This is a genomic window from Micromonospora peucetia (genome assembly GCF_900091625.1).
GTDB classification, from domain to species: domain Bacteria; phylum Actinomycetota; class Actinomycetes; order Mycobacteriales; family Micromonosporaceae; genus Micromonospora; species Micromonospora peucetia.
The window spans coordinates 6829556-6843500 of record NZ_FMIC01000002.1; the positions used below are offsets into that span (position 1 = coordinate 6829556).

The 13945-nt window shown below is 73.9% G+C and carries 14 protein-coding genes and 1 riboswitch; all 14 genes read right to left on the reverse strand.

The genetic code is table 11. From position 1 onward, the window contains the following. Positions 1 to 9: 9 nt before the first annotated feature. The 14 genes from GA0070608_RS29810 to def all read right to left on the reverse strand — a co-directional run bounded on the left by GA0070608_RS29810 (position 10) and on the right by def (position 13905). Positions 10 to 1047, reverse strand: a complete 1038-nt coding sequence (locus GA0070608_RS29810) for a DMT family transporter (protein WP_245716025.1) — start codon at positions 1045 to 1047, stop codon at positions 10 to 12. Next, positions 1044 to 1889: an ATP phosphoribosyltransferase gene (gene hisG / locus GA0070608_RS29815; protein WP_091632871.1), complete on the reverse strand. Its 846-nt coding sequence runs from the start codon at positions 1887 to 1889 to the stop codon at positions 1044 to 1046. The genes GA0070608_RS29810 and hisG overlap by 4 nt, the downstream gene beginning before the upstream one ends. A 45-nt stretch (positions 1890 to 1934) precedes the next feature. After that, complete coding sequence (locus tag GA0070608_RS29820; protein WP_088947482.1) at positions 1935 to 2198, reverse strand: phosphoribosyl-ATP diphosphatase; 264 nt, start codon at positions 2196 to 2198, stop codon at positions 1935 to 1937. 112 nt (positions 2199 to 2310) lie between these two features. Further along, positions 2311 to 2808, reverse strand: a complete 498-nt coding sequence (gene ribH / locus GA0070608_RS29825) for a 6,7-dimethyl-8-ribityllumazine synthase (protein ID WP_091632874.1) — start codon at positions 2806 to 2808, stop codon at positions 2311 to 2313. Between the two features lie 2 nt (positions 2809 to 2810). After that, complete coding sequence (locus GA0070608_RS29830; RefSeq protein ID WP_091632877.1) at positions 2811 to 4073, reverse strand: bifunctional 3,4-dihydroxy-2-butanone-4-phosphate synthase/GTP cyclohydrolase II; 1263 nt, start codon at positions 4071 to 4073, stop codon at positions 2811 to 2813. Between the two features lie 114 nt (positions 4074 to 4187). Further along, positions 4188 to 4886, reverse strand: a complete 699-nt coding sequence (locus GA0070608_RS29835) for a nicotinamide mononucleotide transporter family protein (protein ID WP_091632882.1) — start codon at positions 4884 to 4886, stop codon at positions 4188 to 4190. Next, positions 4886 to 5581, reverse strand: coding sequence for a riboflavin synthase (locus GA0070608_RS29840; RefSeq protein WP_091632886.1), 696 nt, complete (start codon positions 5579 to 5581; stop codon positions 4886 to 4888). Before GA0070608_RS29840 ends, GA0070608_RS29835 begins: the two co-directional genes overlap by 1 nt. Position 5582: 1 nt before the next feature. Next, a complete protein-coding gene (gene ribD / locus GA0070608_RS29845) occupies positions 5583 to 6644 on the reverse strand; it encodes a bifunctional diaminohydroxyphosphoribosylaminopyrimidine deaminase/5-amino-6-(5-phosphoribosylamino)uracil reductase RibD (protein ID WP_091632889.1) in 1062 nt (353 codons plus the stop codon). 158 nt (positions 6645 to 6802) lie between these two features. Then, a riboswitch (FMN riboswitch) is annotated at positions 6803 to 6977 on the reverse strand. Between the two features lie 82 nt (positions 6978 to 7059). Next, positions 7060 to 8016: a GGDEF domain-containing response regulator gene (locus GA0070608_RS29850; protein ID WP_091632893.1), complete on the reverse strand. Its 957-nt coding sequence runs from the start codon at positions 8014 to 8016 to the stop codon at positions 7060 to 7062. A 1-nt stretch (position 8017) separates the two neighbouring features. Further along, the gene (gene rpe, locus GA0070608_RS29855; protein WP_091636513.1) at positions 8018 to 8698 is read right to left on the reverse strand and encodes a ribulose-phosphate 3-epimerase; all 681 of its coding nucleotides are present in this window, start codon (positions 8696 to 8698) and stop codon (positions 8018 to 8020) included. Between the two features lie 208 nt (positions 8699 to 8906). Then, positions 8907 to 10652 carry a M28 family peptidase gene (locus GA0070608_RS29860; RefSeq protein WP_091632897.1) on the reverse strand — a complete coding sequence of 582 codons (1746 nt, stop codon included), beginning with the start codon at positions 10650 to 10652 and terminating at the stop codon, positions 8907 to 8909. A gap of 157 nt (positions 10653 to 10809) precedes the next feature. After that, positions 10810 to 12417, reverse strand: coding sequence for an RsmB/NOP family class I SAM-dependent RNA methyltransferase (locus tag GA0070608_RS29865; RefSeq protein WP_091632902.1), 1608 nt, complete (start codon positions 12415 to 12417; stop codon positions 10810 to 10812). After that, positions 12414 to 13340 (reverse strand): methionyl-tRNA formyltransferase, encoded by a 927-nt coding sequence (gene fmt / locus GA0070608_RS29870; protein WP_091632905.1) that lies wholly within the window; start codon positions 13338 to 13340, stop codon positions 12414 to 12416. Before fmt ends, GA0070608_RS29865 begins: the two co-directional genes overlap by 4 nt. A gap of 4 nt (positions 13341 to 13344) precedes the next feature. After that, positions 13345 to 13905, reverse strand: a complete 561-nt coding sequence (def, locus tag GA0070608_RS29875) for a peptide deformylase (RefSeq protein WP_091632908.1) — start codon at positions 13903 to 13905, stop codon at positions 13345 to 13347. Positions 13906 to 13945 lie beyond the last annotated feature (40 nt).

The window sequence follows — 13945 nt, forward strand, 5'->3', positions numbered from 1 at the left end:
CATCGGGGCCTACTTCGGCGTCGATGATCCGGCGGTCGCGGCGGGAACTGCCGGACCATCGCTGGCGGGCGGGGCGGCGCGGGTGCTCCGGCGGCCGGTACCTCGGCCGGCGAGCAGGGCGGCCAGCAGGGTGAGCAGCGCCCCGGCGAGCACCGGCAGCCGCAGACCGGGGCCACCGGGCAGCAGCGCGTCCAGCAGCAGGGCGCCGCCCAGTTGCCCGGCGACCAGGGCGAGCCCGGTCCGCAGCACGCCGACCGCCGGGACCCCGACCAGCAGGGCGGCCACGATGACGACGCCGAGCAGGCCACCGGTGTAGAGATACCAGTCGCCCGGCCAGGTCGGGGCCGGCCCGGTGAGGGCGCCGGCCAGCCCCGCCACCAGCAGCACGACGGGCGTGGCCGTGGCGAAGTTGACCACCATCCCGGCGGCGGCCGAACCGGCGGCGGAGACCCGCGCGTTCAGCGCGGACTGGAGCGCGACTGCCAGCCCACCGGCCACGGCGAGCAGGACCAGACCGAGGGCGAGGTCGCCGACGGGCTGGCCGAGCTGGGCCAGGGCCACGGCGGTCACGCCGAGCAGCGCCCCGGCCACGCGGGCCCGGGTGAGCGCCAGCCGCCCCACCGGGGCCAGCCCGGCCCGGTCCACGGCCAGCCCGCCGAGGCTGCCCCCGGCGACCTGGGCGATGGTGAAGACGGCCACCCCGAGCACCGGCACGATGTACACACTGAGCAGCACGATGGCCGCGCCGCCGAGCCCGCCCAGGTACGCCCACCAGGGCAGCCGGGCCCGGCGCAGCGCGACCAGGCCGGTCCGCGCCGACGGCAGCGCCAACGCCCCGAGGCCGACCAGCAGTGCCCCGCCGAGGTTGTTGACCACCGCGCCCAGGGTCGCGTTGCCGGCCCGCTCGCCCAGCTCGGCGTTGACCGTGCCCTGGACCGCCGAGGCGACCCCGGCGAGGGTGACCACGGTCAACGCCGCCCACGGCGGCAGACCGCGCGAGACCGGGGGCGACGCCGGGCCGCCCGCCGCCACGGGAGGGCGTCTCACAGCCGGCAGGCGTGGATGTTGGTGACCAGGATCGCGCGGGCGCCGAGCTCGTACAGCTCATCCATGATCCGGTGCACGTCGTCGCTGAGCACCATCGCCTGCACCGCCACCCAGCCCTCGCGGTGCAGCGGGGAGACGGTCGGCGACTCGATGCCCGGGCTCAGCGAGCTGGCCCGGTCGAGCAGGCCGGCCGGCACGTCGTAGGCGAGCATCACGTAGCGGCGGGCGACCAGCACGCCGTGCAGGCGGCGCAGCAGTTGCGCGGCCTGCGGGTGGGCCGGGGCGTCGGCGCGGCGGACCAGCACCGCCGAGGAGCGCAGCAGCGGCTCGCCGAAGACCACCAGGCCGGCCTGGCGCAGTGTGGTGCCGGTCTCGACCACGTCGGCGACCACGTCGGCGACACCGAGCCGGATGGCGTTCTCCACCGCTCCGTCGAGGCGGATCACGTCGGCTTCGACGCCCAGCTCCGTGAGGTGCCGCTCGACCAGCCCCGGATAGGCGGTGGCGATCCGGTGCCCGCCCAGCTCCCGCACGTCGTCGACATCCTCGGGGCGGGCGGCGAAGCGGAAGGTGGCCCGGCCGAAGTCGAGATCCACGACCTCCTCGGCCGGCGCGCCGGAGTCGATCAGCAGGTCGCGGCCGGTGATCCCGACGTCGAGGTCGCCGGAGCCGACGTAGGTGGCGATGTCCTTCGGGCGCAGGTAGAAGAACTCGACGTCGTTGGGCTCGTCCCGGCAGACCAGGTCCTTCGGGTCGGTGCGCTGGCGGTAGCCCGCCTCGCGCAGCATCTGGGCGGCCTTCTCGGCCAGGGCGCCCTTGTTGGGTACGGCGACACGCAGCATGACGGAGTGCTCCTTCGATCGATTCTGATCAACGACGGGGCGCACTCACAGATGTCGGTATACGTCCTTCAGGTCGAGACCGCTGGCGAGCATCAGCACCTGGACCTGGTAGAGCAGCTGGGAGATCTCCTCGGCGGTACGCTCCGGCCCCTCGTGCTCGGCGGCCATCCACGACTCGGCCGCCTCCTCGACGACCTTCTTGCCGATGAAGTGCACGCCCTTCTCGAGCGCGGCGACCGTGCCCGAGCCGGGGGTGCCCGCAGCGGCCTTGGCCTGCAGCTCGGCGAACAACTCCTCGAACGTCTTCACGAAAGGCGATTCTTCCAGTCGTCCGGCTGGCCCGGACGCGCCGGGTCAGGCCCTGCTCACCGACCGGGACCGCGCGGGAATCCCACCCGGCGTCGGCACGCCCGGCGCCGGGTCAGCCGCCGAAGCCGACCCGGTGGCCGTTGCTGGCGAGGCCGCGGATGGCCAGGGCGGCGTCGAGGGCCGCGACGGTGGCCGACCAGCCCTTGTCCTCCGCCGAGCCGGGCAGCCCGGCCCGATCCCGGGCCTGCGCGATGGTGTCGACGGTGAGGACGCCGTGCGCGACGGGCTTGCCCTCGTCCAGCGCCACCCGGGTCAACCCGTCGGTGACGGAGCGGCAGACGTAGTCGAAGTGGGCGGTGGCGCCCCGGACCACCACGCCGAGCGCTACCACCACGTCGCAGTGCCGCGCGAGGGCCTGGGCCACCACGGGCAGCTCGACCGAGCCGGCCACCCGGGCGGTGACCGCCCGGGCCCCGCACGCCTGTGCTGCGGCGACCGCCCGGTCGAGCATGTGGTCGGTCAGCTCGCCGTGCCACCGCGCGGCGACCACACCGACGGTCATCCCGGCGGCGTCCACCGCCGTCACGCCCGGTTCACCGAAACCCGCCATGCCTAAGCTCCGATCTCGTCACCGGGGACCGGGTGGCCCATCGGGGCCTCGGTCACCTCGTCCAACTCCAGCAGGTGCCCCATCCGGTCCCGCTTGGTGCGCAGGTAGCGCACGTTCTCCGGATGTGGTCGCACCGGCAGCCCCTCGCGGCCGGTGACGGTCAGCCCGTAGCCCTCCAGGCCGGCGCGCTTGGCCGGGTTGTTGGTGAGCAGCCGCATCGAGCGCACCCCGATGTCGTAGAGGATCTGCGCGCCGGTGCCGTAGTCCCGGGCGTCGGCCGGCAGGCCAAGGTCGAGGTTGGCGTCCACCGTGTCCCGGCCCTGGTCCTGGAGCTGGTACGCCTGGAGCTTGTGCAGCAGCCCGATGCCGCGCCCCTCGTGGCCGCGTACGTAGAGCACGACGCCCCGCCCCTCCTGGGCGACCCGGTCCAGCGCGGCGTCGAGCTGTGGGCCGCAGTCGCAGCGCACCGAGCCGAACACGTCCCCGGTGAGGCACTCGGAGTGCACCCGCACCAGCACGTCCCGCCCGTCGCCGATCTCGCCCGTGACCAGGGCGACGTGCTCGGCCGAGTCGTGCTCGCTGCGGTAGCCCAGGGCCCGGAACACGCCGTGCCGGGTGGGCATCCGGGCGTCGGCGACCCGCTCCACCTGCTTCTCGGTCCGCCGCCGGTACGCGACCAGGTCGGCGATGGTGACCAGGATCAGCGAGTGCTCGACGCAGAACTTCTCCAGGTCGGGCACCCGCATCATGGTGCCGTCGTCGTTGACCAGCTCGCAGAGCACGCCGGCGGGGCGCAGCCCGGCCAGCCGGGTCAGGTCGACGGCGGCCTCGGTGTGCCCGGGCCGGCGCAGCACGCCGCCCTCGCGGGCCCGCAAGGGCACCACGTGCCCGGGACGGGCCAGGTCGGCCGGGCCGGTGCCAGGGTCGGCGAGCAGCCGGATGGTGTGCGCCCGGTCGGCGGCGGAGATGCCGGTGCTCACCCCCTCCCGGGCGTCCACGGTCACCGTGTAGGCGGTGCCGCGCCGATCCTGGTTGGTGTGGTGCTGCGGCGGCAGGTCCAGCCGGTCACACTCGCCCTCGGTCAGCGGCGCGCAGATGTAGCCGGACGTATGGCGCACCATGAACGCGAGCAGCTCCGGCGTCGCCAGTTCGGCGGCGAAGATCAGGTCGCCCTCGTTCTCCCGGTCGGCGTCGTCGACCACGACGACGGGCCGGCCGGCGGCGATGTCCGCCACCGCCTGCTCGATGCTGCCAAAGGCGGTCATGCCGACCCTCCGCTTCGCTCCGTGCCGCCATGAGCCATCCGGACTGCGCCTCTGATTCGCTCGCTCATGCCGACCCTCCGCTTCGCTCCGCGCCGCGCCTTCTGATTCGCTCGCTCATGCCACGGCCTCCGAGTAGGTCGACGGGATCGGGGCGGGCGCCGGTCGGGCGACCCGCGAGGTGTGCCACCAGGCGACGAGGCCCCAGGCACAGAAGCCGCCGTAGACGAGGTACATGGCGGCCGATGGATAGAACCCGCCGCGCAGCAGCAGCGGTACGCCGACCGCGTCGACGGCGATCCAGATCAGCCAGAAGTCCACCCAGCCACGAGCCATGCCGTAGGTGGCGAGCAGGCTGCCGGTGAGGATCCAGGCGTCCGGTAGCGGCCCCCAGGAGCCGAGCGCGGCGAGCACCGGGTACCCGGCGGCGATGCCGATCCCGGCCGCGACCAGCAGGCCGAGGCGCTCCCGGCCGGTGGCCCAGCGGGGTGCCACCGCGACCCCGTCCCCGTCGCCGCTCCGGCGGCGGTTGCGCGACCAGCGCCACCAGCCGTAGACGCTGACCGAGAAGAAGAAGACCTGCCGGCCGGCCTGCCCGTAGAGGTCGTGCGCCTGTGGCGTGGCGAAGACGCCGCCCAGGAAGACGGTGAACAGCAACGCGTTGCCGATCATGCCGACGGGCCAGGCCCAGACCACCCGGCGCAGGCCGAACACCGCCGACGCCAGCCCGAAGCCGTTGCCGACGATCTCCCGGACCAGCACCGGCGAGCCGGCGAGGCTGACCTGCGCGTCGAGCAGCCACCCGAGCGGGCCCATCAGGCCACCTCGCCCGGCGCGACGGCGCCCGGCAGACCGCCGCGCGGGTCGACGGCCGACAGCCCGCCGCGCAGGTCGGCGTCCGGGGCGGCGGGATCGGCCAGCCGGGCGCCCAGCAGCCGCTCGACGTACTTGGCGAGCACGTCCACCTCGAGGTTGACCGGGTCGCCGACCCGGCGGGCACCGAGGGTGGTCAGCTTCAGCGTGGTGGGAATCAGCCCGACCGCGAACCAGTCCGGGCCGACCCCGGCGACGGTCAGCGAGACGCCGTCGACGGTGATCGAGCCCTTCTCCACCACGTACCGGGCCAGGGCGGCGGGCAGCCGGAACCGGACGGTCTCCCACTGCGCGGCCGGCTCGCGGGCGATGACCTCGCCGACGCCGTCGACGTGCCCCTGCACGAGGTGCCCGCCGAGGCGGCTGTTCAGCGCGGCGGCCCGCTCCAGGTTGACCTGGTCGCCGGCCCGCAGCGCGCCCAGCGCGGAGCGGCGCAGCGTCTCCCCCATCACGTCCGCGGTGAACGTCCCGTCGGAGACGTCGACCACGGTCAGGCAGACGCCGTTGACCGCGATCGAGTCACCGTGCCGGGCGTCCGAGGTGACCAGCGGACCGCGGACCGCGACCAGCGCCGAGTCTCCCGCCGTCTGCGTGATCCGGACGACCTCACCCAACTCCTCGACGATTCCGGTGAACATGTCAGCCCTCCCTCTTCCGGGGCAGCGCGGTGATCCGCAGGTCGGGTCCGACCTGCGTAACGTCGATGAACTCCAGGTCGATGGCCTCGGCGATGGTGGTCACACCGGCGTCGAGCAGGGCGGTGGGGCCGGCGCCGAGCAGCCGGGGCGCGACGTAGCCGACGATCTTGTCGACCAGGCCGGCGGCCAGGAAGGCCCCGGCCAGCTTCGGGCCGCCCTCCAGCAGCGCGGCGCGGACCCCGCGCCGGTGCAGCTCGGCGAGCAGCGCCGGCAGGTCGACCCGGCCGTCGGGCCCGGCGCCGACCTCCGCCGCGGTGGCGATCCACGTGCGGGCCGCACCGTCGCGGACCCGGGCGTCGGCGGGCGTACGTCCCGCCGAGTCCACCACCACCCGCAGTGGCTGCCGGATGGCGAGCGTGCCGTCACGCAGGTTGCGGGCGGTGAGCCGGGGGTCGTCGACGAGCACCGTGCCCACCCCGGCGAGCACCGCGTCGACGGTTCCGCGCAGCGCGTGCACGTCCATCCGGGCGGCCTCGGAGGTGATCCACATGCTGGTGCCGTCGGCCGCCGCCGACCGGCCGTCGAGCGTCGCGGCGAACTTCCAGATCACGTACGGCCAGCCCCGGCGCATCGAGGTGAGCCAGGCGATGTTGCCGGCCTCCGCCTCGTACGCGCGTACCCCCGTGTCCACCTGGACCCCGGCGGCGCGCAGCGTGGCGGCGCCCCCGGTGGCGAGCGGGTTGGGGTCGGGCACGGCGATGACGACCCGGTCGACGCCGGCCCGGACCAGCGCGGTGCTACAGGGGCCGGTGCGGCCGGTGTGATCGCAGGGTTCCAGAGTGACCACGGCGGTGCCGCCGCGAGCCCGCTCCCCCGCCTGGGCGAGCGCGACGATCTCGGCGTGCGGTCCCCCGGTGTAGGCGTGGAACCCCTCGCCGACCACCTGCCCGGCGGCGTCGAGCAGCACGCAGCCGACCACCGGGTTGGGGCTGGTCGTGCCGAGACCGCGCGCGGCGAGTTCCACCGCGCGACGCATCGCCTCGTCAACGGAGACGCCGGCCATGCCCTGCCCTCTCACTCGCCGGTCGACGCGCGGGCGGTCATGGGAGGCAACGGCATGGGGCCGCGAGCGTGCGGCGGCGGAATCCGGGTACGGCACAGCCGCCCCGGGGGGCGCGCACGGCACGCTGAGTCAGCGGCCGGGCAGGGCCCGTCCGTCCCGCGCGCTGTCTCCCATCCGGACTGTCAGGGGGCGGGGGTTTCCCGCTCCCAACCGTCGGCCCCGGATTCTCACCAGGTCCACCGGGCGGCACGAGGCCGACCGGGTCGCGGGCTTACCACGGTCACGCCGTGGATCACCGCCGGTTCGGAATTTCACCGAGTCCCGCCAGCGCGTGGTGGGTACACGGGCAGTCTTACACGCCGTACGGGGGGTGGCGCCACCCGGGCGAGGTAGTTCACAGCAACAGGGCACGAAATCACGTAACCCCGCGCCGCCGGTCCACCGCCACGTACGAGCCGGGTTGGCTCTTGGCCACGGTCTTCATCTCGGAGGCGACCGCGATCGCCTCCAGCGGGTCGGTGAACCGCTTGCCCGGGTCGGAGAGGGAGACGCCGATCGAGAGGGTGACCAGGGCGGACCGCCGGATGTTGCCCCGGCGGTCCTTCAGCTCCACGTAGCCGCGCGCGGCGTCGACCGGGTCGTAGAGCGAGTCGGCGGCCTTCTCGAAGTCGGCGGAGACCCGGGAGGTGAGCGGCCGGACCTGGTCCGGGGTGCAGACGATGACGAAGTCGTCCCCGCCGACGTGCCCCAGGAAGGCCGGTGGCAGCCCGACCGAGACCACCGCCCGGTGCAGGCTGCGGGCCAGGGCGGAGATGAAGTCGTCGCCGCGGACGAAGCCGTACCGGTCGTTGACGCTCTTGAACCGGTCGATGTCGATGTAGCCGACGGCGTAGTCGACGCCGTTGCGGACCCGGTCGGCGATCTCCCGGCGGATCCGGCTGTTGCCGGGCAGCCCGGTCAGCGGGGAGACCTCCCGGAACTCCTTGTTGCGACGCAGCGTGGAGCTGACCCGGGCGACCAGCTCCGCGGTGTCGAAGGGCTTGACCAGGTAGTCGTCGGCGCCGGCGCTGAGCCCGTGCACCTTGTCCACCGTCATGCCCTTGGCGGTCAGCATGATCACCGGCAGGGCCGAGGTCATCGGGTCGGCGCGCAGCCGCCGGGTCAGCTCCAGCCCGTCGATGCGCGGCATCATCAGGTCGACCACCGCCAGGTCGGGCCGTTGCCGCTCGATCGCCTCGAGCGCCTCCTGGCCGTCGCTGGCGTGGATCACGTCGAAGCCGTGCAGCCGGAGGTTGAACTCGACGAAGCGCACGATGTCGTCGTCGTCGTCGACGACGAGGATGACGTCCTTGCGGTCGCCGTCCGGTTCCACGTCAGGCCCCGGAGGCGGCGCGTTCCGCGAGTGCCCGCAGCTTCCGGACGGCCTCGGCGGGGTCGTCGGCGCCATAGACGGCGGTGCCGGCGACGAACGCGTCGGCACCCGCCTCGGCCGCCTGCTCGATGGTGTCGGCGGCGATCCCGCCGTCGACCTCGATGCGCAGTTCGAGGTGGCCGGCGTCGACGTGCCGGCGGGCCGTACGCACCTTGTCCAGCAACTGCGGGACGAACCGCTGCCCGCCGAAGCCGGCCTTGATGGTCATGATCAGCAGCGTGTCGAAGCTCGGCAGCAGCTCCAGGTAGGGCTCGATCGGGGTGTCCCGGTCGATCGCCAGCCCGGCCTTGGCCCCCGCGGAGCGCAGGTCCTTGGCCAGGGCCACCGGGTCGTCGCACGCCTCGGCGTGGAAGGTGACGTTGTACGCCCCGGCGTCGGCGTACCCGGGCGCCCACCGGCGCGGATCCTCGATCATCAGGTGCACGTCGAAGGGCAGCTCGGTGGCGGCCCGCAGGCTCTGCACCACGGGCAGCCCGATGGTCAGGTTGGGCACGAAGTGGTTGTCCATGACATCCACGTGCAGCCAGTCCGCGGCGTTCTCGACAGCGCGGACCTCCTCGGCGAGGCGGGCGAAATCGGCGGCGAGAATGCTGGGCGCGACGATGGGCGGCGGTACGGTCACCCGGCCAGTGTACGAACGCGGCCAGCGGCCACCCACAGCGCGCCACCCACCGAACAACCGGTGATCCGACGGTGACCGGTAGTGCGGAACCGGCGGTCCGGGCGGCTCGGCCTGAACGTGGTGCTGCCCTCGCCGCAGGCGTGGGGCGGCCTGCCGGTCACCTGAGCGGGGCGGCCACCACGGATGGCCGCCCCGACCCGTGCCGCGCCTAGCTGGCCTGGAGGGTGACGTCGTCGACGACGAAGCTGGTCTGCAACGAGTAGTCCTCCGTGCCGGTGAACTTCACCGTCACCGTCTGCCCCGCGTACGCCGCCACGTTGAACGACCGCTGCACGTAGCCCGCCGCCGCGTTCAGGTTCGAGTACGTCGCCAGCGTCGCCGACCCCACCTGCACCACCAGCCGGTCGTACGCCGTGCTCGACGTCGTCTCGGCCGTGTCGATGTGCAACCAGAACGACAACGTGTAGCTGGCACATCCCGCCGGGATCGTCACCGACTGCGACAGGGTTTCCGTCCGCGTCGTGCCGGAGCCGGCCAGCCACGCCTTGTACGAGCCCGACCGGGCCGGCTGGGCGCTGTCGTTCGTGATCACTCCAGACGACGCCGTCCACGGCGACGTCCCGTTCTCGAACCCACTGTTGCCGATCACCTGCCCACCGGCGCAACCACCACCCCCACCGACGGTCAGGGTGTAGCTGGCGGAGCGCGACACCCCGCCGGAGCCCGCGCCGGTGACCGTGACGGTGTAGGTGCCCGCCGGGGCCGAGGCCGACGCGCTGACCGTCATGGTGGCGGAGCCGCCGGAGGTGACCGACGACGGGCTGAACGACACGGAGACCCCGGCCGGGGCGCCGGTCGCCGACAGGCCGACCGTCTGGGCGGTGCCGCTGGTGGTGGCCGTGCTCACCGTCGCCGTGGTCGACGCGCCCGGCTGCACCGAACCCGACGTCGGGCTCACCGCGACCGAGAAGTCGTTGGTGACCGTGCCCACGGCGGTCTGCCAGATGGCGTACGCGATCCCGTCGGCGCTGCGGTTGAGCACCGTGGCGCTGACGTTCGAGGTGGTGTCGCAGGACCGGTGGTAGCACGGGTCGTACGCCGAGCCGGACGTGCCGCCCCACTTGGCCGCCTGCGCCGTGGTCTTCCGGGCGCTGGCGCCCGAGGCGTACCCGGAGGTCTGGATGCCGGCCTGCTGGAACGAGTAGTCGTCGGAGCGGCCCTGGCCCTCGACGTTCTCCTCCGGCTGGATGTTCAGCGAGTCCCAGTACGCCTTGAGCGGCGCGGCGGTGGTGGAGGTGATCCGGTTGATGAAGTAGCCACCGTTGGTGGAGCCGACCATGTCGAAGTTGTAGTAGCCCTTGATGTAGCCCTTCTGGACGGTGCTGAGGGAACGGACGTAGAAGTCGGAGCCGTTGAGGCCCTGCTCCTCGTCGGTCCACCAGGCGAACCGGACCCGCTTGGTCATGGCCGGGTTCTGCTGGGCCAGCACCAGCGCGTTCTCCAGCAGCGCCGACGAGCCGGAGCCGTTGTCGTTCATGCCCGGGCCCGCGGACACGCCGTCGAGGTGCGCGCCGAACATGACGACCTGGTCGGCGGGGCCGCCGGGCCACTCGGCGATCAGGTTGTTCGACCGGTACGTGCAGTCGGTGCAGACCTGCTCGGTCACCGTGTACCCGGCGGCCTGGAGCTTCGTCTTGACGTACGTGAGGGAGGCCGTGTAGCCGGCGGTGCCGGCCCGCCGGTTGCCGCCGTTCTGGGTGGCGATGGTCTGGAACTGCGTGAGGTGGGCCTGGACGTTGGCCACCGCGATGTCCGGCGCGGCCAGGGACTGCGCGGCGGGCGCGGGCGCGGCGGCGGACTGCGCCGGGGCGGCCGACGCCGGCATGCCGGCCAGCGCCGCCGCGCCGGTGAGCACGGCGAGCGCGACGCCGGCGGTCAGGACTCTTCGCTTCATGGACGCTCCTCGATAAAGGGGGACGCCTGATGATGCCATCCAGGAATACGAATGGGCGAGCACGAACTGAGCCGACCGACACCGCCGCGCCGACCCGTGTGGTCCACACAGGTCGGCGCGGCGGTGCAAAGCGGGGCAGTGCGGGTCGATGCGCCGCTCAGGTGCGGCGAAGCATCGCGAGGAACATCGCGTCGGTGCCGTGCCGGTGTGGCCACAGCTGCACCGTCGGCCCGGCGCCGAGACCGGGCATCCCCGCCGGCAGCAGCGGCCGGGCGTCGACGAAGTCGACCGGCACGCCGGAGCGGCGGGCCGCCTCGGTCACCGTCACGTGCGTCTCCACGGTGTGCGGGGAGCACGTCACGTAGGCGACCAGCCCACCCGGACGGGTCGCGCGCAGCGCCGCGGCCAGCAGCTCGCGCTGCAACCGGGTCAGCGGGGGCAGGTCCGAGGGCTGACGCCGCCAGCGGGACTCCGGCCGCCGGCGCAGCGACCCCAGCCCGGTGCAGGGCGCGTCGACCAGCACCCGGTCGAAGTGCCCCTCCGGCAGGTCCGGGTCCGCGCCGACGGTGCGGCCGTCGATGTTCAGCACGGTCACCGGCAGGCCCCGGGTGGCCTGGGTGACCAGCCGGGCCCGGTGCTCGGAGACCTCCACCGCGGTCACCCGCGCGTCCCGCTGGGCGGCGAGGGCGCCGAGCAGGCCGGACTTGCCGCCCGGGCCGGCACACAGGTCCAGCCAGTGCCCGTCCGGGCCGTCGAGCGGGGCCACCGCCAGGGCGTTGGCCACCAACTGGGAGCCCTCGTCCTGCACGTGGGCGCGGCCCTGCGCGATCGCCGGCAGGTCGCCGGGCGCCCCGCCAGCGAGATAGACCGCGTACGGGGAGAAGGCCCCCGGTGCGCCGCCGGCCGCGTCGGCCAACTCCGCCGCGTCGGCCAGCCCCGGCCGGGCACACAGGTGCACCGGCGGGCGCTCGTTGTTCTCGATGAGCAGCCGGGTGGTCTCGCCGAGGTCTCCGCCGAGCGCCTCGGCGAAGGCCCGCACGATCCACTGCGGATGGCTGTACGCCAGGGCGAGGTGGCCGATCGGGTCGCTCTCCGCCGACGGGGCCAGCTTGGCCACCCAGGCGTCGGCGTCCCGGCCGGAAACCTCGCGCAGCACCGCGTTGGCGAAGCCCGTCGCGCCGGGGCCCACCGCCCGGACCAGGTCGACGGTCGAGGAGACCGCGGCGTGCGCCGGCACCCGGGTGTGCAGGAGTTGGTACGCCCCGAGCCGCAGCGCGTCGCGCACCGGCGGGTCGATGCGCTGCACGTCCCGCCCGGCGGCGTCGCTGAGGATCGCGTCGATGGTGCCGAGGTGCCGCAGCGTGCCGTAGGTCAGCTCGGTGGCGAAGGCGGCGTCCCGGCCGGTCAGCCCGGCGTCCCGCAGGAACAACGGAAGCACCAGGTTCGCGTACGCGTCGTCCCGGTGCACCGCCGCGACCGCCTCGTAGGCCACCTGGCGGGGCAGGTCCGCCGCCGGACGAACCGGGCGCCGGCCGCCGTCGCGGCGGTCACCGCCGGCCCGGTCGCCCCACTGGCCGCCCCGCGCCGGCCGATCGCCGCGCTGGCCGCCCGAGGCACGCTCACCGCGCCCACCGAACCGGTCACCACCGGATCGCTCACCGCGCCCACCGGAACGCTCGCCGCCGAACCGCTCACCGTCGGGTCGCTCGCCGGGTCGTCCGGCGGAGTGACGGTCGCCCGTGGGCCGTTCCGTAGGGCTCGTCACGCGAGTTCCTCCCCGCTCGTGACCCGGACGCCCCGCGCCCAGTCGGTCGCCGGCATCGCCCGCTTGCCCGCCGCCCGGACCTCGCCGAGCCGCACCGGGGTCGTGGCCGTGCCGACCAGCAGTCGGGACTTCTCCACCAGCAGCTCGCCCGGCTTCAGCTCCGGGCCGTCGGGCACCGGCGTGACCGGGCCCAGCTTGACGCGCTCACCCCGCAACGTCGTCCACGGGCCGGGCGCCGGGGTGCAGGCCCGGATCCGCCGGTCCACCGCGAAGGCGGGATCGGACCAGCGCACCCGGGCGTCCTCCACGGTCAGCTTCGGCGCCAGCGACACCCCGTCGGCGGGCTGCGGCTCGGCCCGGGCGGTGCCGTCGTCGATCGCGTCGAGGACGGCCACCAGCAGACCGGCACCGGAGTGGGCCAGCCGCTCCAGCAGGTCGCCGGACGTGTCGGTCGGACGGATCTCGTCGGTCAGCGTGCCGTAGACCGGGCCGGTGTCCAGCCCTTCTTCCAGCTGGAACACGCTCGCGCCGGTCAGCTCGTCGCCGTGCAGCACGGCGTGCTGCACCGGCGCGGCCCCGCGCCAGGCGGGCAGCAGCGAGAAGTGCAGGTTGATCCAGCCGTGGCGGGGGATCTCCAGGGCGGCCGGCGGCACCAGCGCGCCGTAGGCGACCACGGGGACGCAGTCGGGGGCCAGCTCGCGCAGCCGGTCCAGGAACTCGGGCTCACGCGGCCGGGCGGGGGTGAGCACCTCGATGCCGTGCTCGTCGGCCCATGCCCCCACCGGGGAGCGGACCAGGCCACGACCACGACCGGCGGGAGCGTCCGGCCGGGTCACCACGGCGACCAGCTCGTGACGGGAGGCCGCCACGGCGGCCAGGGCGGGAACGGCGACGGCCGGCGTACCGGCGAAGATCACGCGCACGGGCTCACCGACCCAGGCCGAAAAGGCTGCCGGAGGCGTGCGGGTTGAGCTTCACCATCGGCGGGGTGGCCGGGTCGTACCACTCCGCCTGGCGGATCGCCTTCATCGCCTCCTTGCGCCCGGCCGGGTCCAGCCGGTCCAGGAAGAGCACCCCGTCGAGGTGGTCGGTCTCGTGCTGCACACAGCGCGCCATCAGGCCGGTGCCGACGATCTGCATCGGGTCGCCGTAGCCGTTGAAGCCCTTGGCGATCACGTTCTGCCGGCGCTTCGTGTCGAAGTAGAGGCCGGGGATGGACAGGCAGCCCTCGGGACCGTCCTGCTCCTCGGAGTCGGGAAACTCCAGCACCGGGTTGACCAGATGGCCGACCACGTCGTCGACGTCGAAGGTGAACACCCGCAGGCCCACACCGAGCTGCGGCGCGGCGAGGCCGGCGCCGTTCTGCTCACGCATCGTGTCGGTCAGGTCGGCGATGAGCTTGCGCAGCTCGACGTCGAAGTCGACCACCGGATCGGCCGGCGTGCGCAGCACCGGATCCCCGAACAGACGGATGGGCTGGACGGTCACTCGGCATGGCTCCTTCGGCGGGCGGGCTGGTGCCGTACCA

Excerpts from the sequence above, each read along its gene's own strand:
- hisG (WP_091632871.1), bottom strand. The coding sequence starts at position 1,889 with ATGCTGCGTGTCGCCGTACCCAACAAGGGCGCCCTGGCCGAGAAGGCC.
- ribH (WP_091632874.1), bottom strand. The coding sequence starts at position 2,808 with ATGGCGGGTTTCGGTGAACCGGGCGTGACGGCGGTGGACGCCGCCGGG.
- GA0070608_RS29835 (WP_091632882.1), bottom strand. The coding sequence starts at position 4,886 with ATGGGCCCGCTCGGGTGGCTGCTCGACGCGCAGGTCAGCCTCGCCGGC.
- ribD (WP_091632889.1), bottom strand. The coding sequence starts at position 6,644 with ATGGCCGGCGTCTCCGTTGACGAGGCGATGCGTCGCGCGGTGGAACTC.
- GA0070608_RS29860 (WP_091632897.1), bottom strand. The coding sequence starts at position 10,652 with ATGAAGCGAAGAGTCCTGACCGCCGGCGTCGCGCTCGCCGTGCTCACC.
- GA0070608_RS29840 (WP_091632886.1), bottom strand. The coding sequence starts at position 5,581 with ATGTTCACCGGAATCGTCGAGGAGTTGGGTGAGGTCGTCCGGATCACG.
- GA0070608_RS29830 (WP_091632877.1), bottom strand. The coding sequence starts at position 4,073 with ATGACCGCCTTTGGCAGCATCGAGCAGGCGGTGGCGGACATCGCCGCC.